The sequence below is a fragment of the Streptomyces sp. NPDC000075 genome, assembly GCF_040301925.1.
GTDB classification, from domain to species: Bacteria; Actinomycetota; Actinomycetes; order Streptomycetales; family Streptomycetaceae; genus Streptomyces; species Streptomyces polychromogenes.
In genome coordinates this window covers 1-17767 of the sequence record NZ_JBEPFL010000030.1, presented here as the reverse complement: position 1 = coordinate 17767, position 17767 = coordinate 1, and the positions used below count along the sequence as shown (strand labels likewise).

Below are 17767 nucleotides of genomic sequence, written 5' to 3'. Positions count from 1 at the left end.
ACCATCGGCAGCGCTTCGATTCGCTGCAGTACTTCGAGGGCATTCAGGCGCCTGTGCCGGGGCACGGACTTCCGCGGGGGCGGGCCGCAAGGCCGTCACCGCCGTCCCCCCGGCCCGGGGCGCCCGGGCAGGGCGGTAGGAGCAGTCATGATCGGTAACCTCGCTGACGTCGGGCAGGACGCCTCCCGCTGGGTTCCCTGGAACCCGCCGACGGGCGCGGCGACGGGACGGATCCGCGTCCACTGCCTGCCGCATGCCGGCGGAGCGGCCAGCGTCTACCTGCCCTGGGCCCGCTCGGCCGACCAGCCCGACCTCGACTGGATCCCGGTGGAGCTCCCGGGCCGGGGCAGCCGCCTGCGGGAGGAACCCCTCGCACGCATGGACGAGTTGGCGGACCGGATCGTGGAGGCGCTGTTCCGGGTGCCGCAGTCCGACCCCTTCGTCCTGTTCGGCCACAGCATGGGCGCCTACGTCGCCGCCGAGGTCGTCCGCCGCCTGGAGGCGGTGGGCGCGGCGGGACCGCTCTGCCTCGTCGTCTCCGGCGCCCGTGCGCCGGGCTCGCCCACCGGCCGTCCACTGCACGCACTGCCGGACACCGAACTGATCGAGGCCCTCGTCGAACTCGGCGGGACGTCGGAGGAGATCCTGCGGCACGAGGAACTCATGAACCTCATGATTCCCGTCATCCGCGCCGACCTCACGCTGCTCGCCCGCCACCACGAGGACGCGGCCGCCTCCCCGTCGGGCCCGCTGTCCTGCCCGGTGCTGGCACTCGGCGGCACCGAGGACCGGCTCGCCGCACCGCAGTGGATCGACGGCTGGCGGGCGACGACCACCGGAGGGTTCCGCAGCCGGATCTTCGAGGGCGACCACTTCTTCCTGCACGAGCGGCGCGCCGAGGTCGCCGAGGAGATCGCCGCGTTCACGCGTTCCCTCGTCGTCGGCTGACCCCGGCCCTCAAGCCCGGCACGGCACGGCTGCCGGTCCCCCCTCCCCACGGCTCGGCCGACCGGCCCGCGCCGGGCAACGGCTCCCCGGCACGGGGCCGCCGACCGCCGCCCCGCACACGCACCCGTATCCGCATCCGGAGAAGCAGTTGCCCCACCGCACGCTCTACGAATGGTTCGAGCAGACCGCCTCCTCGTACCCGGACCGGCCGGCCCTCGACCTGCCTGGCGAGGGTCCCGTCTCCTACCGGGAACTGCGCGGCGCGGCGGAGCGGACCGCCGCCGCACTGCTGCGCGCCCGGGGCGGACCGCCGGCCCGCGTGGCCCTGCTCGCCGAGCGCAGCCTGGGCGCGTACGCCGGATACCTGGCCGTACTGAGCCTCGGCGCCGCCGTGGTCCCGCTCAACCCGGCGGTCCCGGCCGAGCGCAACGCACGGATCCGTGCGCTGGCCGGAGCGGACGCCGTGCTCGTGGACGACCCCGGCAGCACCGTCGCAGTGGCCTTCGCAGCCGCAACCGCGCGGGACGGGGCCGGGCCGGTGACCGTGGACCTCTCCGTGGCCCGGCATGCCGCGGCGGACGGCCCGGGGACACCCGAGGGGTGCGGGCCCGCCCGTCATCCGGACAGCGACGCGGTGGCCTACGTGCTGTTCACATCGGGCTCGACCGGACGCCCCAAGGGCGTCCCCGTGCGCCACCGCCACATCGTCCCCGCGCTCGAACACCACATCGCGCGATGCGAGCTGGGACCCGGCTCGCGCCTGTCCCACACGTACGGACTGACCTTCGACCCGTCCGTCTTCGACCTCTTCGGCGCCTGGGGCTCCGGCGCGACCCTGGTGGTCCCGGGCCGCCAGGACCTCTACCGGCCGGTCGACCACATCGTCGAACGCGGCATCACCCACTGGGACTCGGTGCCCTCGCTGGTGGCGGTGGCCGCGGAACTGGGCAGGCTGCCCCTCGGCCGGGCGACCGGACTGCGGCACAGCGTCTTCGGCGGTGAGGCGGTGACGGCACGGCACTGCGAACTCTGGCGCCGGGTCGCGCCCGACAGCGCGATCCACAACCAGTACGGGCCGACCGAACTCGCCGTCACCTGCGCCGTCCACACCCTGCCCGCCGACCGGGCGGACTGGGAGGTGGCGGCCAACGGCACGGTCCCCGTCGGCCCCGTCCACGCCCACCTGGAGCACCTGGTCGTCGACGAGCACGGCCGCCCCGCCGGCGAGGGCGAACTGTGCGTCCGCGGGATCCAGCGCTTCGACGGCTACCTCGACCCCGCCGACAACGCCGGCCGCTTCCTGCGGACGGCGGACGACGGCCGGGCCCTGCCGCCCGGGGGCGACGCGGAAGCCGTACGGCCGACGGACTGGTACCGCACCGGCGACCGGGTCCGCCGGACCGGGAGCGGGCTGCTCCACCTGGGCCGGCTCGACGAGCAGGTCAAGATCCTCGGCAACCGGGTGGAACTCGGCGAGGTCGAGGCCGCACTGCGCGAACTGCCCGGCGTGGAAACGGCGGCCGTCGTCGCCGTGGCGCAGGGCGCGGACCTCGTGCTGGCGGCGTTCTACTCCGGCACCCCCGCCCCGGCGGCGGAGCTGGCCCGCGGGCTGCGTGCTCGCCTGCCGCGGTACATGGTCCCCCAGCGGGTGCGGCACATGGACGCGCTCCCCCTCAATGCGAACGGCAAGATCGACCGGAAGAGGCTGTCGGCGGACGCCGCCCCGGCGGAAGGCGGCTCCCGATGACGGCAGGACAGGCCCGGCAGGACGACCGGCCGGGGCAGGACGACGCGCTCCAGCAGGAGGACCGGTCCGGGCAGGACCGGCCCCGGAAGGGCGCGGTGCCGGACGCGGCGGTCCCGCAGGAGGGCGGACCGCGCTGGGCGTGGTGCGTCCCGCTGCTGCTCGCATGCGCCGCCGTACTGGCGGGCTGGTCCGCCTTCGCGACCCCGCAGCCGGCCGGCGCCGACGCACCGGCCACCGCCTTCTCCGCCACCCGGGCCCACGAGCACATCGCCCGGACCGCCGCACAGCCGCACCCCTCGGGCTCCGCGGCCCAGGAGGCGTCCCAGCGCTACCTCGTCGACCGGCTGACGGAACTCGGCCTGGACCCCGTGGTCACGGAACGGACCTTCGCGACCCCCACCCCGTACAGCTCGCACCTCGCGGGCCGTGTCCGCAACATCACCGCCACGATCCACGGCAGCGACAGCACCGGCACCGTCCTGCTGGTGGCCCACAGCGACTCGGTCCCCGGCGGACCCGGCGCCTCCGACAACGGGCTCGGAGTGGCCTCGCTGCTGGAGACCGCCCGCGCCCTCAAGGCCGCACCCCAGCAGCGCAACGACGTCGTCCTCCTGTTCACCGACAGCGAGGAGACGGGCCAGCTCGGCGCCAAGGCCTTCCTCGCGGACGGGAAGGCCCCCGACCCCGCCCGCACCGTCGTCCTGAACCTCGACGCACGCGGCACGTCCGGCCGGACCGTCATGTTCGAGACCGGCCCGCACAGCGGCGCGGTGGTCCCGGCCCTCGCCGACCGCCCCGCCCTCGCGACCTCGCTCTCCCGCGAGGTCTACCGGCTGCTGCCCAACGAGACCGACTTCACCGCGTTCCGGGAGGCGGGCCACCCCGGTCTCAACTTCGCCGTGGTCGGCGGGAGTGCCCGCTACCACACCCCCCAGGACACCGTGGCGAACGTCGACCGCGGCAGCCTCCAGGACATGGGCGCCACCGTCCTGGAGACCACCCGCCACCTCGCGACGGCCGACCTCGGCGGCCTCGGCGAGGGCGGGGAGGACACCTACTTCGAGATCGCCGGACTCCTGGTCCACTACCCCCAGGGCGCGGTGCTGCCCCTCGGCCTGCTCGCCCCGGCCGCGGCCGGCGCCGCCCTGTGGTGGACCCGTCGGCGCGGCGGACTGCGGACCCGGGCCGTCGCACGGGCCGCGGCCACCCTGCCCGTCGCCCTGGCCGGCACCGCCGCCGGCGGCTGGGCCTGCTGGCAACTGGCCCTGCTCGTACGGCCGGAGTACGCGAACTTCACCTACGGCGCCCCGTACCGCACGGCCCTGCCCACGGCAGGTCTGCTCCTGCTCACCGGCGCGGTCGCCTGGCTCTGGGCCGCCTGGTCCGGCCGACGGGCCACCGCGGTGGAGTCGGCCGCCGCCCTGACGGCATGGTGCGCCCTGCTCGCCGCGGTGACCGCCGTGCTGGTGCCCGGGGCCTCCTACCTCTTCTGCTGGCCCGCCGTCGCCGGGGCGGCCGGGATCGCCCTGAGCGCGACGCGGCCCGCGCACTCGCCCTGGAGGGCGGTGGCCATGGGCCTGTGCGCCCTGCCCGCGGTGCTGCTCCAGGTCCCCCTGTCCCTGCTGCTCCTGGCCACCGTCGGACCGGCCGCCGCCGCGGCGCCGCTGGCGCTGCTGCTCCTGCCGCTCCTCACCGTCCCGCTCACTCGCGGCCGGCGCCTCGCCGGCCGGGTGCCCCTGGTGACCGGCCTGGCCACCGTCCTGGCCGCCGTCGGCACGATCGGGGCGGGCGCCGCCCTCGACACCCCCGATCCGGCCCGGCCGACCCCCGTCGGCCTGATGTACGCCCTCGACGCCGACCGGCAGCAGGCGTACTGGGTCACCGACCAGCCGGCCGGCGACCCCTGGGTCGACCACTACGCCGCCGGCTCGACCCCGGCGGACCTCGAGGACCGCTTCCCGAGCCTGTACCCGGTGGGCGGACTGCGCACCGGCCGGGCCCCCGCGGCGGCCGCCGTCGCCGCCCCCACCCTCCGCGTCGAGGACCCGGGCAGTGCCGGGGGCGACGGGGGGACCCGTACCGTCCGGCTCCGGCTCGGTGCCGAGAACGCCCCCGCCGACCTGCTCGGCCTGTACGTGGACACGGCGGGCGCCGAGGTCGAGAGCGCGACCGTCGGCGACGTCCGGCTCGGCGGTGAGGACAACCGGACCTACACGGGCACCCCCTGGAAGTGGGGCCTGGTCCTCAACGCCCCGGGCCGGGACGGGGTCGAAGTGACCCTGACCGTCCGCGCGAAGGGCCCCGTACGCGTCCTCCTGCTGGCCCAGAGCGCCGCCCTGCCCGCTGGCTCCCTGGACCGGCCGCTGCCGGACACCCTCACGTGGTCGCCGACGACCTCCGGAGCCGTGGCCACCCGAGTCCTCACCCTCTGACCGCCCGCCCCCCGAACCTCCACATCCCCACTCCACATCCCCACCCCTCGCCCCCGACCCGAAGGAACCCGCACCGATGGACGACTCCGCTTTCGTGCTCCGCCCGGCCGCTCCCACCGACGCCGACGAGATCACGCGCCTGTTCCTCGCCTCCCGCGCGGCGGCGATGCCGTACCTGCCGCGGATCCACAGCGACGAGGACACCCTCGCCTGGATCACCCACGTGGTGCTCCCGGACAGCCGCGTCTGGGTCGCCGCCGACTCCGGGACCGGGTCGATCCTCGGCTTCGCGGCCCTGGAGGACGGCATGCTCGAACACCTCTACCTGCTCCCCGACGCGCGCCGCCGGGGCATCGGCACCCGCCTGCTGGCCGAGGTGCGCGAGGCCTCCCCGGACGGCCTCTCCCTGAACGTCTTCCAGCGCAACGAGGACGCCATCGCCTTCTACGTCCGCCACGGCTTCGAGCTGGTCGACACGAACGACGGCAGCCGCAACGAGGAGAACGAGCCCGACGCCACCTACCGCTGGACCCCGGCCCGTTGAACCGGCCGCACAGCACGGACAGCACGGACAGCGACAACAGCGCGGAGCGGACAGCGGACGTGGAGAGAGGAACCCCGACAGTGCCAGAAGTCCCCGACGTCCGGGCAGTGGCGGAGATCTGGGCCGCCGTGCTCGGCCTCGACGAGGTGGCGCCGCAGGACAACTTCTTCGACCTCGGCGGGAACTCCATCCTCGCGGCCCGGGTGAGCGCCCGGTTCGCCGCCCGGTTCGAGCTGGACACGATCGACGGCCTGGAAGCCCTCTTCGACGCGGACGACCTGGCCGGCACCGTGGAACTGCTGCGCGAGGCGTCCGCAAGGGCGGCCGCGTGAACGCCCCGGCCGTGCGCATCAGCGCGGCGGTCAAGCGCTACGGCGACATCACCGCGGTGAACGGCCTCGACCTGGAAGTGGCGCCCGGCACCTTCCTGGGGCTGCTGGGCCCCAACGGCGCCGGCAAGTCCACCACCATGCGCATGCTGACCGGCCAGACCCGCGCCGACAGCGGCGAGGTCGAGGTACTGGGCTGCAGGCTCCCCGCCGAGTCGCGCGCGGCCCGGGCGATGACGGGCGTGGTGCCGCAGCACGACAACCTCGACGAGGAGCTGACGGTACGCCAGAACCTCGAGGTGTTCGCCCGGTTCGCGCAGCTCCCCAAGGAGCGCCGCGGCCCCGCCGTGGACCGCGCCCTGGCGGCGACCCGGCTCACCGACCGCGCCCGCCACACCACCGAGGGGCTCTCCGGCGGGATGCGCCGCCGGCTCCTGCTCGCCCGGGGCATCATCAACGACCCGCGCCTGCTGCTCCTCGACGAGCCGACCGTCGGCCTCGACCCCCAGGTCCGCCAGGAGATGTGGGACGTCATCGGGGACATGCGGTCCGCGGGCACCACGGTGGTGATGACCACCCACTACATCGAGGAAGCCGAACGGCTCGTGGACGAGGTGGCCGTCGTCTTCGCCGGCCGGGTCGTCACCCGCGGCGCCCCCGCCGCGCTGCTGCGCGAACACGCGGGCGAACAAGCCGCGGAGTACGAGGGCACGGCGGCGCGGCGAGCCGAGGTCGAGGCCCTCGCGGCCCGCGCCGGCCTGCCGAGCCGGCGCACCGGCCTGTCGGTGTCGGTCCTCCGGGCCGAGACGATGCCGGCCGACCTCCGGGACCTGCTGGGAACCCCGGACGTCCTGCGCCGCACGACCCTGGAGGACGTCTTCGTCCTCCTCACCGGAGAGCTGTTCCAGTGAGCACAGCGCATCCCACGGAGAACGCCGCCATGACCCAGACCACCCTTCCCGAGCAGTCGGCGCAGAAGCCGGGCCGGCCGGCCACCGCCCGGCTGCTGCCCGCCCTGAGCGCGGTGTGGCACCGCGAACTGCTGCTCTTCCGCCGCTACTGGCCGGCCACCACCTTCGGCTCCCTGGTCGAGCCGCTCATCTACATGGCGGGCTTCGGCCTCGGCTTCGGCGCACTGATCGACGAGGTGGAGGGCCACTCGTACCTGGAGTTCATCGGCACGGGCATGGTCGTGACCTCGGTGCTCTTCTCCTCCGCCTTCGCGGGCATGTTCGAGAGCTACAACCGGCGCCGCTACCAGCGGATCTACGACTCGATCCTGAGCCAGCCCGTCGACGTGGGCGAACTGGTGACCGCCGAGGCCAGCTGGATCGCGGCCAAGTCGGCCGTGTACGGCTGCGCGCCCCTGGCGGTGACCCTGGCCGTCGGACTCCCGTGGACCCCGCAGCTGCTGCTGGTGCCGCTGATCGCGCTCCTGGCCGGCTTCGCCTTCGGCACCTTCGGCATGTGGGTCTCCTGCCTGGTACCGGCCATGGACTGGCTGCGGCTGGTCGTCTCCGGAGTGCTCACGCCGCTGGTGATGGCCGCCGGGGTGTTCTTCCCGCTCGGCTCGCTGCCCGGCTGGGCCGCCGCGGCGAGCCTCGCCAACCCCATCCAGCACTGCGCCGAACTCGTCCGGCACGCCGCCTTCGGCACCCTCGCCGCCGCCGACCTCGGGCACACCGCCGCACTCCTGGTCTTCGGCGGAGCCTCCTGGATCCTCGCCGTCCGCGGTATGAACCGCCGCCTGATCGACTGACGACCTGCCACCCCACAGCCCCCTCACCCCCGACCCCGCCGGAGCACGAGCACCATGAGCGACACCAACCCCTTCGACGACCCCGAGGGCCGCTTCCTGGCCCTGGCCAACGACGAAGGCCGCCACTCACTGTGGCCCAGCGACATCGAGGTCCCGGCAGGCTGGCGCGTGGTCCACCCCGAAGCCACCCGCGAAGCCTGCCTCACCCACATCCGCACCCACTTCACCACCATCTGACCCCCCGGGCCCCGCCGACAACGGAGGGCCCCGGAGCGCCGGACACGGCCGGCGACGCTCTTCGGCGGCGTGATGACCCTCCTCGAGGGCTCGCGGCCGTCGCCGAGGACGACCTGTTCCTCGCGACGCGCCACTACGTGTTCGAGTTCAGCCTCGCGGACCGGGACGGGGTGCACTCCATCCCGGGCATCGCACCCTCGCCGTCGCGGCCGCCGCTGTGTCGCCCGCACCCCCTTCCAAGGGGTGCGGGCCACCGCCATGTCCGCGCTCCTGGGTGGCGACGGGCGCACCTGGGCAGGCGCGGAGACGGCCGGGGCGAACGCGTTCCACGTCGTGGGGAACGCCTTGGCCGCGTCCCCCAGGTTGGCTTGGAAGTCCGCCGGCCACCGGGTGCGCACGTACTCCTGGAGGGCGCGGTACACCCTCCTGCACGACTCCACGGGCGTGCCCTTGGCGAGGGCGATGGCGTAGAAGCCCGTGTCCTGTCCGTCCGTCACCGCCGGCGGCACCTCGATGTCGTCGTGCTTCTCCGTGTACCGCGTCCACCTCGTGGCGGCGGAGGGAGGCGACGCACTCCGCGAGCCCGGCCCGCCCTTCGATCAGCGCGCCGTTCTCGTTGAGCAAGGTCAGCTGGCTGGTGGAACCCCGGCGCGTGCAGACCGTCCGGCGGTCCAGAAGTCAACCTCGTGCTTCCGCGTCTCGGTGATCTGGACGTGGGCGATGACCACGTCCACGCGCCCCTCCCGCAGCGCCGTCAGCCGCTCGCCCGGGGTGAGGGCTACGAACCGGGGGCCCCCGGCTCCCGAATCCGAGGCGGGTGGCGAGCCACGCGCTCATCGAGGTCTCGAAGCCGCGGGAGGCGCCCTCGCTCAGGGCGCCGAGCCCGGGCGCGTCGATCGTGACGCCGATGGCCAGCGGGTTGCCGTCGCGCGGGAGATACCGGTCGCCCGTCGTCCTGGACAACTCCGGACAACCGAGCCCTCTCGCCGGCCGGCGGCGCGCACTCGGCAAGCCAGGGGTCGACGACCTCGCCTTCGGGTTGCTGCTCGTCATCGCCGCCGCCGTGGGCGGGAACCTCGCCTCGACGGTCAACATCACCGTCGGCGTACTGTTCCTGGCGAGCGGGTTCGTCCACCTGTTCCTCATTTCGGGCATGAAGCCAACGTCTTGGACTTCGGTCTGTCGAACGTCGTCTTCAGCTTCCTGATGTACGGCCGTGTCAGCGGCGGACTGGACCACGACAACCCCTACTGGCAGCGCCGGCACCCCGAGAGGGTGGTGCGCGAGGCGGCACTCGTCCTCCCGGGGGCCGGTAGCTCGACCACGACGCACGCACGGCTTGCGGAGCACAGGGACGACCGCTCCTGACCAGCAGCATCGGCCGGCCTCACTCGCATCGTTTCCGCATCGTAGGAGGGAGCGTATGAGCGGAACGGCCCTCGGTGTCACGACGGGCGCGGTGGCTAGGCGCCCGGGGGCGTCTCCCACCACGGTGCGCTCCTGGGAGCAGCGGTACGGCATCGGACCGGCGGTCCGGGAAGGCCGCAGGCACCGTCGGTGGACGCCCGGTGACATCGCGATGCTCGAAGAGATGTGCCGGCTCACCTCGTCCGGTATCCCTCCGGCCGAGGCCGCCCGGGCGGCGGCTGCCCGCCGTCAGCCTGATGCCGAAGACCGGGGCGGGTTCTCCGCGCCCGAACCGGCGGAAGCGGTCGCCCCGCCGGTCGGGCCGGGGGCGGAAGCGTCAAGGCGGTCCCGGGAGCGGGCAGCCGCTGGGAGAGGCGCGGCAGGAGTGCCGCGGGCTGGCACGCGCCGCCGTACGGCTCGACGGCCCGGCCATGGAAGCGCTGCTGCGGCGGACGGCGGAGGCCCACGGCCTGGTGACCGCGTGGGAGGAGGCCAGGGTCCCGGCCCTGCGCGCGGTGGGCCGTAAGTGGGAGTCGGCGGACGACCGGTACGTCGAGGTCGAGCACCTGCTGTCGTGGCACGTGTCGACCGCGCTGCGGAGGACGGCCGTCACCGCCCCCGGGGCATCGGCCCGGGCGGCGCCTGTGGTGCTGGCCCGTCTGCGGGGGGAGCAGCACACGCTTCCCCCGGAGGCACTGGCCGCGGGTCTCGTCGAACGGGGGCTGCCGACCCGGACGTTCGGCGCCGCCGTGCCTGCGGAGGCTCTGCGCGCGGCGGTGGGCCGGTCGGGTCCGACGGCCGCGGTGCTGTGGTCCCAGTCCCGGCGGACGGCGGACGGCGTGCTCGCGAGGCAGGTGGCGTCGACGGCGTTCGGCCCCAGCGGGGCGAGGACCGTTCCCGTCGTCCTCCTCGCGGGCCCGGGGTGGTCCGCGCGGTCCGTGACCGCGGGGATGAGGCGGCCTCGCGGGCTGCGGGAGGCGCTGGACGCGATCTCCGCGCTGCACGCGTGATCCGCCGCCCTCCCGCCGGCCGCAGGAGCGGAAGAGCGGCGTGGGGCGGCTCGGAACATTCCGCGACCGCCCTCCGGTATCCCTCTCGTGATCCGGCGGCCGGCCGGCCGGCCGTTCGTCATCAGCGGCAGCATGACGACGAGCAGCCCTGGAGCGCCACGGGGTGATTCCGGCACCCCCACGAGGCCTTCAGCGCTCGCGTCGCCCGACGGAAAGCGGGAAGCGCCGCTGTCGGTGTCGCCTGACAGGATGCACGGATGGAGATCAACCACGCGCCACGCCATCCCGTGAACCAGCAGCTCCTGGACGGGGCCCTCGGCGACAAGGCGCACCGTGTCCAGGAGCGTTTCGAGGACGTCTACCAGCGCGGCTATCCGATGCGCGTGATGCTCGAGGAACTCGGCCACGAGCTGCTCGACCACGTCGCAGCGCGCACCACCCGGGCCCCCGGCCTCGACGACGAGCGGACTCGCCTCGCCCTGCTCACCGCTGCCGAGTGCCGCCTGGGAGTGCTGGAGCTGGGCTGCACTCCAGCAGGCGACTGGGAGGTCCCCCTGCCCCTCACCAGGACGCGTCTGACCAGCGAAGAGCTGGACTACGACGAGGCGCACGACGCTACCGACACGGTCACCGCCCGGACATGGATCGACGCCTTCGACATCTGCGTCGCCAGTGGTCTGGTGCAGGACCGGGAGCGGGCGATCGGCCTCCTCCTGCGCAGCGACTTCGCACCCGCCCTCCGCAACAACCTCCCCCACGCCGGCCGGGACTCCGTCTCCGAACCGGACGACCTCGCACACATGGACGCCCTGTGCGCCTACCTGGCTCCGGCCCGCGGCCACCTGCCCCGAGACTGGCCCCAGGTAACACTGACCAAGCCATCGACGGACGAGCGACTGGATGCCGCCCTCGCCCTCGACGCCGCCCACGCGGTGAGTCCCGACCAGCGCCTGCTGCGTGTCCTGCTCGATGACGACCAGAGCGCCTTTGAGCGGGCCTTGGACGAACGACTGGCGCAGCACCGTGCCGGCGCCGGTGAGAATCCCGCGCCGGAAACCCTGCTTCCGCTGGGCGCGATCGCCTTGGCCGCCCTCGCCGTGCAGGTGCATGGCTGGGACCTGCAGACCAGGTCCGCCTACCTCCCGACCTCCCTCCTGAAGCCGCTCGCCCCTGTCGGTTCCTGACCTGGCACGCCGATCAGGACGGCAGTTGCCCGGCCGCGGAGCTACAGCAGGTCCACCTCCGCGTCGACGTCCCCGAACTCGCGAGCCATGTGCACCAGCGCTTCCCGCAGCAGCCGCCGGCGTTCCGAGCGGCCCATGGCGGGCCCCGCGGTGATGGTGACGGCCATCCGCGACCGTTGGCCGCCGTCGTTGACACCGAGCTGCGACAGGCCGACGAGCGTGTCCAGGCCCGGCAGCACTCCGTTGCCGGCGGGCTGCTCGCACGTCATCCGCAGCTCGGTGGTGGGTGGGGCGGCCCACGAAAGCCCAGCCGGGTCTCCCCCTACGTCAGGCAGCAGCTCGGCGGCCGTCTCCCATGCCCCGAGCAACACTGCCTGGACCTCGCCGAGACCCAACTGCGTGTCCCAGCCGGGGCCGAGGGCCGCTGCCCACGCCTCCGGGCTCTCGATCAGGACGTCCGCGCAGGCGACCACCGTGGACTCCATCGCGGTGGGCAGGGCGAGGATGACGGAGGCCTTCACAGCCGCGCCGCCGTCGGGCCCGCCGATCGAGCACGTGTAGCCGGCCGACCGGCCCGAGTTGCCGAAAGGCCACCGCTCCCAGCGAGCGGCGGGCAGCGCGCCGCCCCGGCGGCGGGACAGCAGCGTCACCTCGCCGGCCACCGCGGAGTGCGGAAGCAGCTGCTCCAGCCGCGTACGCCGGAACTTGTTGATCTCCAGCGTGCTCACCTCGGCCCAGGGCAGGTTCACCAGCGCCCGCAGACGTAGCGCCGGCGTCTGGCCGGCAGTCCCGATGTCGGGGGATGGTTCACTTGCCGGACAGCTTCAGGCCGCAGGGGAGGGTGCGTGGAGGAGCCAGGATTCCGAGTTCTGCTCACGGAGTCAGGAGACCAGAAGGCGGAGGCGATCCGCGCGATCCGAACGATCACCGGCCTCAGCCTTTGGAATAGCAAGCTCCTGCTGGACCGTGCGCCCGTAGCGGTCACAGAACCCGACTGGCTCGAAGCCGCCGAGGACGCGGCCGGTGTCCTTGAGGCCGCAGGTGCCCATGTGACAGTGCTTTGCGACTGGTGCGACCGCACCATCACGCGAGCAGCTGGCCCGCTTGACCCCGCCCCGTGCAGTGGGCCATGGCCTCCCGAGACCTGTCGAGCGAGCTGCCCGCCGGCAACGGACTCGGTAAGGCCACTGCTGACGGGCTCACAGCCAGACCTGAGAGACACGCTCTAGGCGTTTCAGTTGGTCCGGTGTGTGCTGAGGTGCCCAGTGCGCTGGCGGAACGTGGTTCAGGTGTCCACCTGCGGTTGCAATCGTTGATCAAGGTATGACGAACATGCGCACCCTGCTCACTTCTCCTGCACTTTCGGCACTCGTCCTCGGTGCCATGGCCTTGGCTGCGGTCCCGGCCAACGCGGACGGCGTCACAGGCGGCACCTTCAGCCCCAGCCCGAGCGGCGCCCACAAGGCCAGCGAGCTGCTTCCGAGGGGCACCGTTTTCCCCCTTCCGGCGAACAAGATTGTTGAGATCTCCATGCCGGCATTCCGGTAGCCGCGGGATTCCTGTCATCCCGGTACCTGTGAGCCTCAATGGCCCTACAGCCAGCCCTCCGCCCTCCTTTTCGCCAGCCTGCTCCACCTCTTCGGCCGGGGAGACGCGGCGCAGTTCTGGTTCCAGTACGCGGCCGGCGCGGGATCGGAGACCGCCGCCCGCACCCTCTACCTGCTGCACCTGTCCCGCGCCGAGATCTCCATGGCCCGCCACTGGCACAACCAACCCCCCCACTCCCGACCAGAGCGAGGACGTCCTCCCGCTGCCCGCGGTCGACACCGTCGAAGACACCTTCCAGGCATCGATCATCTGGACGTCCCCGCCCATCTCCACCACCGAGATCACCGCGACCCCCCACACCCCACCAGACCTGCGCCAGCTCCCGGCCCCGATCCATCCGGACCGCGCTGGAGACCACCACCTTCGAGGAAGACGAGGACCTGGGCGACGTCTACCTGCCCACCCGCCGCCTAGCCTCCGCTCTGGCCCGCTGCGCCCGCCTGGACCCAGCGGGCCTGGCGGCCGAGGCGAAGCCGGGAGCACGCATGGCCAAGCGGCCCAAGCGCCTCCAGCCCGTCAACACCCAGCTCGAAGCCGCCCAAAGGGCCCTGCGCGTCCTGGAGGTCATCCACCGCCACACCGGCGGCGTCTCCCGGACACAAATCGCCCGCGAGACCGGGCTGCCCCAACTTCACCTCGCCCACGCCATCGACAACCTGGTCCGCACCCAGCTCGCCACCCCGGTCGCCGCCGGCATCTACGCCGCTGGCTCCTCACTCAAGCTCGCCGAGTCCGGCCGCACCGCGGCCGCGCTGCTGCGCGAGACGCTCGCGTTCCTGCGCGACGAGGTCGGCGCTGCGGTCTACGTCGCCGCCTACACCGACGGCGAGGTCTCCATCACCCAGTACGCCGACAGCCCCACCGCCCCCGCGGTCCACGAGTGGGTCGACTTCCGGGAAGCCGCCCACGCCTCCGCCGTCGGCAAAGCCCTCCTGGTCCAGCTCGACCCCGCAGAGCTCCGCGACCACCTCGGCCGCCACCGCATGGAGGCCTTCACCCCCCACACCATCACCAGTCAGGAGGAACTCTTCGCCGAACTCGACACCCGCGACCCCGGCGAGCCCCTCGTCGACCTCCAGGAGTACGCCCTGGGCACGGTGTGCGCGGCCGTGCCCATCCGCACCGGCACCGAGCCCGAATGCGTGGCCCTCTCCCTTCCGACCCCCGACCCGCTCAAGCTCGCCCAGGCCGCCCGGGTCCTGCGCAACGAAGCGATCGCCGTCCTCCTGGCCCTCCTCGTCGGAGGCAGCAACCCGCCACCGCCCATCACGCCGAGCATCCCCTGCGTGGTGATCCCCCGGTAACCGACAGCCCGCAGACTCGCGCGGACAGGCGGGTGGGGCAACGCCGCCTGTCCGCGCGAGCCAGCCATTTCGGCACCTGCCGGGCCGTCGAGCCGCTCTTCGATACCGGCGAGGATGTCGCAGGAAAGTCGCTCCCGCAGCCGGAGGCCGGTCTGGACAACACAGACTGGCCTCGGTCCCTTCCGCAGACGGCGGTGGCGTCAGCCCTCGGAGCCCCCGAGAACCCACGACAACGTCAGCGCAGTCGGAGAGCGACCAGGGCGCTGTTGATGTGGTCATAGGTCACTGAGAACGACTTGCGGGTGCCAGCGCCGCAGGCTTCGAACTCCTTGGTCTCGCCTGCGTCAGCGTCGATACGTACCCCGGCGCACTTGGCATCGGCCCGGGCGTCCTCGACCCAGCCGTGGACCTTGAGGTCCCCGAGATCGCACTCGAGGCGCCACGACGCCGTGGCGCCGTCGACGCGGGGTTCGCGCGCTGACGTCCAGCGACCCGCGCTCGCCGGCGTCGCCACCGCCACGACGAGCACGGCGGCCAGCGCTGTGCGGCCAGCATCGACACACGGGAAGCCGCACCCTGTAATCCGTGCGGCGGCCGGAATCACCACCAAAGCGCGCCTCCCCCTTCAGCGTGGGGTGACGCCCGACGCCAGCCTACGTTTCCCACCCTTGAGCTGCTTCCCGCGTCCAGTAGGCCTGGTTGTGCCGGAAGTCGATCGTGTCGGTGTGCTTTGCTCCCAGGATTCGGCTGGAGTCGGAGACAAGAGCTGCGTAGAGGTCGCGCGCGGCTGCGGGATTGCCGGCTTCACCGACCCACCAGGCGTGACGGTTGCGGGCTGTGAGGGTGTCGGGGTGTACGGGTCCGAGGAGGCGGGTGAGGTCCGAGACGAGGCGTCTGTCCAGGTCGCGCGCGGCTGCGGGATTGCCGGCTACTCCGACCCACCAGGCACGGCTGCTGCGCGCTGTGAGGGTCACGGTGTGGTCGGGTCCGAGGACGCGAATGAGGTGCGGCATGAGGACTGCGTGAAGGTCGCGTGCGGTTTCGGGGTTGCCGGCTTCGCCGACCCACCAGGCGTGGTTGCTGCGGGCAGTGAGGGTGTCAGGGTGGTTGGTTCCGAGGATGCGGGTGAGGTCCCGGATGAGGGTTACGTGAAGGTCGCGTGCGGTTGCCGCGGCGCTGGCTTCGCCGACCAACCAGGCCGGGTCGCCGCCTTCGCCGACCCACCAGGCCGGGTTGCCGGCCTTGCCGACCCACCAGGCGTGGCGGCGACGGGCAGTGAGGGTGTCTAGATGCTCGGGTCCGAGGACGCGGGTGAGGTCCCGGATGAGGACTGCGCCCAGGTCGCGTGCGGCTGTGGGGTTGCCGGCTTTGCCGACCCACTCAGCGTGGCTGCTGCCGGCTCTGAGGGTGTCGGGGTGGTCGGGTCCGAGGACGCGGGTGAGGTTCCGGATGAGGGCTTCGTATAGGTCGCGTGCGCGAGCCGGGTTGCCGGCTTCACCAACCCGCCTGGCGTGTTGGCGGCGGGTGGTGAGGGCGTCTAGGTGGTCGGGTCCGAGGACGCGGGTGAGGTTCGGGATGAGGGCTTCGTACAGGTCGCGTGCGCGAGCCGCGTCGCCGCCTTCACCGACCCACCGGGCGTGTTCGCAACAAGCTGCGAGGGTGTCGGGGTGGTCGGGCCCGAGGACGCGGATGAGGTCCGGGATGAGGGCTTCGTATAGGTCGCGTGCGCGAGCCGGGTCGCCAGCTTCACCGACCCACCAGGGGTGGTGGTGACGGAAGGTGAGGGTGTCGAAGTGGTCGGCACCGAGGACGCGGGTCACGTCCGGGATGAGGGCTTCGTATAAGTCGCGTGCCCGAGCCGGGGCGCCGGCTGTACCGACCCACACGGCGTGATAGTGGCGGGCCCTGAGGGTGCTTTGGTGATCAGGTCCTAGGGAGCGTGTGGCGACTTCGACAATGGCGGCACACAGGTCTCGCGCTCTGACGACATCGCTTTCGGCGGCTGCCACTGCCTGTTGGATGAGGTCGTCTACGAACGTGGCCCCGCCGGACTGCGGCACCTGGGGAGCGGTGTCGGGCTCGGTGACGTGAGTAATAGCCGCCAGCGCTCTGTGCACTGTGTGGGCGTCTGCGGGCCGGTCCTCTACAGCCTTTTCAAGGAGTGCCAGGACGAGTGAGTCGAGCGCTTGCGGGATCTCAGGACGGTGCGTCCGCGACGGGGCCGGTGCCTTGTGTGAGTGCTGGTGCATCAGGGCTTGGAGGTTGCCGGTGAAGGGCGTGGTCCCAGTGAGCATGGCGTACAGCAGGCATCCGTAGGCGTACAGGTCGCAGCGCGTGTCGACGGTCTCGCCGCGCCATTGTTCGGGTGCCATGTACGGGGGTGTGCCAAGGAGCAGGTTCTTTGAGGTGAGGCCGGCGGTGGAGTCGATGGCGCGGGCGATTCCGAAGTCGCAGATCTTCACCCGTCCCTGGTGGAGGAAGACGTTCGCCGGTTTGAGGTCGCGGTGGACGATGCCCTGGTCGTGGGCCGCGGCGAGAGCGTCGATGATCTGGATCGCCAGGCTGAGAGCGTCCGCGATGGGTAACCCGTGCGGTGATTCGGAGAGTAGGGAGGCCAGGTCACGGCCGTTGAGGAGTTCCATCACGATGAACAGCTGTCCCGCGTCATGCCCGACGTCGTGCACGACCGTGATCCCGGGATGGTGCAGCCGGGCGCCGATCGTCGCCTCTCTGCGGAAGCGGCTCACCGCTTTTTCGTCCTCGCGACCAGCCAGCAGGATCTTCACGGCGACCGCGCGTTTGAGCTGCTCGTCGAAGGCCTGCCAGACCTGGCCCATGCCGCCCTGCCCGAGACACTCGACCAGCTCGTACCGGTCGGCAAGACGCGTCCCTGCCTCCACAACGCCCCCCACGTCATCGCGGCCCACCCCTGACCGCAGAGCCCACCCAGACGCAGCACCGGGCGGCTGAAGAATCTTCCGTCGATGTCCATCGCAGGGCAAGGCCGAACGCGTGGACGCCGCTGCGGGTCGGCCGCGTTCGGCCGCCGTTGATGGCGCGGGTCCTGCGCAACGAAGCGATCAATGTCCTCCTGGCCTGGCCCTGCTCGTCGGAGACAGCAACCCGTCACCCATCGCGCCTAGCATCCTCGGCGTGACGATCCCCAGGTAGTCGACGCACACCCGGCTCGCGCGGGCGGGCGGGGGGGGGCGCGCCCCCCCCCCCCCCGCCCGGAAAACCACGCAGGACCAAGAGCAG

Annotated in this window: 17 protein-coding genes and 2 pseudogenes; 15 read left to right on the top strand and 4 right to left on the bottom strand. The window is 72.7% G+C overall.

The window, feature by feature from the left end:
• Positions 1-147: 147 nt before the first annotated feature.
• The 8 genes from ABT403_RS28835 to ABT403_RS28800 all read left to right on the top strand — a co-directional run bounded on the left by ABT403_RS28835 (position 148) and on the right by ABT403_RS28800 (position 7996).
• Positions 148-948, top strand: coding sequence for a thioesterase II family protein (locus tag ABT403_RS28835; protein WP_344155042.1), 801 nt, complete (start codon positions 148-150; stop codon positions 946-948).
• 148 nt (positions 949-1096) lie between these two features.
• Positions 1097-2695 carry an amino acid adenylation domain-containing protein gene (locus tag ABT403_RS28830; protein ID WP_344155039.1) on the top strand — a complete coding sequence of 533 codons (1599 nt, stop codon included), beginning with the start codon at positions 1097-1099 and terminating at the stop codon, positions 2693-2695.
• Positions 2692-5127, top strand: coding sequence for a M20/M25/M40 family metallo-hydrolase (locus ABT403_RS28825; protein WP_344155036.1), 2436 nt, complete (start codon positions 2692-2694; stop codon positions 5125-5127). Before ABT403_RS28830 ends, ABT403_RS28825 begins: the two co-directional genes overlap by 4 nt.
• A 76-nt stretch (positions 5128-5203) precedes the next feature.
• Entirely contained in the window at positions 5204-5671 is a 468-nt protein-coding gene (locus tag ABT403_RS28820; RefSeq protein WP_344155033.1) for a GNAT family N-acetyltransferase, read from the top strand.
• 80 nt (positions 5672-5751) lie between these two features.
• Positions 5752-6003: a phosphopantetheine-binding protein gene (locus ABT403_RS28815; RefSeq protein ID WP_344155030.1), complete on the top strand. Its 252-nt coding sequence runs from the start codon at positions 5752-5754 to the stop codon at positions 6001-6003.
• Positions 6000-6911 carry an ABC transporter ATP-binding protein gene (locus tag ABT403_RS28810; RefSeq protein ID WP_344155027.1) on the top strand — a complete coding sequence of 304 codons (912 nt, stop codon included), beginning with the start codon at positions 6000-6002 and terminating at the stop codon, positions 6909-6911. The genes ABT403_RS28815 and ABT403_RS28810 overlap by 4 nt, the downstream gene beginning before the upstream one ends.
• A gap of 29 nt (positions 6912-6940) precedes the next feature.
• Complete coding sequence (locus tag ABT403_RS28805) at positions 6941-7759, top strand: ABC transporter permease (protein WP_344155024.1); 819 nt, start codon at positions 6941-6943, stop codon at positions 7757-7759.
• A 54-nt stretch (positions 7760-7813) separates the two neighbouring features.
• Positions 7814-7996: an MbtH family protein gene (locus ABT403_RS28800; protein ID WP_344155021.1), complete on the top strand. Its 183-nt coding sequence runs from the start codon at positions 7814-7816 to the stop codon at positions 7994-7996.
• A gap of 626 nt (positions 7997-8622) precedes the next feature.
• On the opposite strand, the pseudogene ABT403_RS28795 reads toward ABT403_RS28800, so the two are convergent.
• A pseudogene (locus tag ABT403_RS28795) lies at positions 8623-8772 on the bottom strand (transporter substrate-binding domain-containing protein); the annotation flags it as partial.
• Between the two features lie 260 nt (positions 8773-9032).
• Here ABT403_RS28795 and ABT403_RS28790 point away from each other — a divergent pair.
• The 4 genes and pseudogenes from ABT403_RS28790 to ABT403_RS28775 all read left to right on the top strand — a co-directional run.
• Positions 9033-9364 (top strand): annotated as a pseudogene (locus tag ABT403_RS28790) (DUF4383 domain-containing protein); the annotation flags it as partial.
• 55 nt (positions 9365-9419) lie between these two features.
• Positions 9420-9929 carry a MerR family transcriptional regulator gene (locus ABT403_RS28785; protein WP_344155018.1) on the top strand — a complete coding sequence of 170 codons (510 nt, stop codon included), beginning with the start codon at positions 9420-9422 and terminating at the stop codon, positions 9927-9929.
• Complete coding sequence (locus ABT403_RS28780; RefSeq protein ID WP_344155015.1) at positions 9835-10413, top strand: hypothetical protein; 579 nt, start codon at positions 9835-9837, stop codon at positions 10411-10413. The genes ABT403_RS28785 and ABT403_RS28780 overlap by 95 nt, the downstream gene beginning before the upstream one ends.
• A gap of 257 nt (positions 10414-10670) precedes the next feature.
• Entirely contained in the window at positions 10671-11597 is a 927-nt protein-coding gene (locus ABT403_RS28775) for an Imm49 family immunity protein (protein ID WP_344155012.1), read from the top strand.
• Between the two features lie 41 nt (positions 11598-11638).
• Here ABT403_RS28775 and ABT403_RS28770 read toward each other — a convergent pair whose 3' ends face one another.
• A complete protein-coding gene (locus tag ABT403_RS28770) occupies positions 11639-12346 on the bottom strand; it encodes a hypothetical protein (RefSeq protein ID WP_344155009.1) in 708 nt (235 codons plus the stop codon).
• 96 nt (positions 12347-12442) lie between these two features.
• Here ABT403_RS28770 and ABT403_RS28765 point away from each other — a divergent pair, with 96 nt between their 5' ends.
• The 3 genes from ABT403_RS28765 (at position 12443) to ABT403_RS28755 (ending at position 14509) form a co-directional block, all read left to right on the top strand.
• Positions 12443-12826 carry a ribosomal protein L7/L12 gene (locus ABT403_RS28765; protein WP_344155005.1) on the top strand — a complete coding sequence of 128 codons (384 nt, stop codon included), beginning with the start codon at positions 12443-12445 and terminating at the stop codon, positions 12824-12826.
• Positions 12827-12929: 103 nt separating this feature from the next.
• Positions 12930-13145, top strand: coding sequence for a cupredoxin domain-containing protein (locus ABT403_RS28760; RefSeq protein WP_344155002.1), 216 nt, complete (start codon positions 12930-12932; stop codon positions 13143-13145).
• A gap of 545 nt (positions 13146-13690) precedes the next feature.
• Positions 13691-14509, top strand: coding sequence for an IclR family transcriptional regulator (locus tag ABT403_RS28755; RefSeq protein ID WP_344154999.1), 819 nt, complete (start codon positions 13691-13693; stop codon positions 14507-14509).
• A gap of 235 nt (positions 14510-14744) precedes the next feature.
• Here the strand turns inward: ABT403_RS28755 and ABT403_RS28750 are convergent, their stop codons facing one another.
• Positions 14745-15119, bottom strand: coding sequence for a hypothetical protein (locus ABT403_RS28750; RefSeq protein WP_344154996.1), 375 nt, complete (start codon positions 15117-15119; stop codon positions 14745-14747).
• A 43-nt stretch (positions 15120-15162) separates the two neighbouring features.
• Positions 15163-17409 (bottom strand): serine/threonine-protein kinase, encoded by a 2247-nt coding sequence (locus tag ABT403_RS28745; RefSeq protein WP_344154993.1) that lies wholly within the window; start codon positions 17407-17409, stop codon positions 15163-15165.
• Between the last annotated feature and the right edge of the window lie 358 nt (positions 17410-17767).

Excerpts from the sequence above, each read along its gene's own strand:
- ABT403_RS28835 (WP_344155042.1), top strand. The coding sequence starts at position 148 with ATGATCGGTAACCTCGCTGACGTCGGGCAGGACGCCTCCCGCTGGGTT.
- ABT403_RS28825 (WP_344155036.1), top strand. The coding sequence starts at position 2,692 with ATGACGGCAGGACAGGCCCGGCAGGACGACCGGCCGGGGCAGGACGAC.
- ABT403_RS28820 (WP_344155033.1), top strand. The coding sequence starts at position 5,204 with ATGGACGACTCCGCTTTCGTGCTCCGCCCGGCCGCTCCCACCGACGCC.
- ABT403_RS28805 (WP_344155024.1), top strand. The coding sequence starts at position 6,941 with ATGACCCAGACCACCCTTCCCGAGCAGTCGGCGCAGAAGCCGGGCCGG.
- ABT403_RS28800 (WP_344155021.1), top strand. The coding sequence starts at position 7,814 with ATGAGCGACACCAACCCCTTCGACGACCCCGAGGGCCGCTTCCTGGCC.
- ABT403_RS28785 (WP_344155018.1), top strand. The coding sequence starts at position 9,420 with ATGAGCGGAACGGCCCTCGGTGTCACGACGGGCGCGGTGGCTAGGCGC.
- ABT403_RS28780 (WP_344155015.1), top strand. The coding sequence starts at position 9,835 with ATGGAAGCGCTGCTGCGGCGGACGGCGGAGGCCCACGGCCTGGTGACC.
- ABT403_RS28775 (WP_344155012.1), top strand. The coding sequence starts at position 10,671 with ATGGAGATCAACCACGCGCCACGCCATCCCGTGAACCAGCAGCTCCTG.
- ABT403_RS28760 (WP_344155002.1), top strand. The coding sequence starts at position 12,930 with ATGCGCACCCTGCTCACTTCTCCTGCACTTTCGGCACTCGTCCTCGGT.
- ABT403_RS28755 (WP_344154999.1), top strand. The coding sequence starts at position 13,691 with ATGGCCAAGCGGCCCAAGCGCCTCCAGCCCGTCAACACCCAGCTCGAA.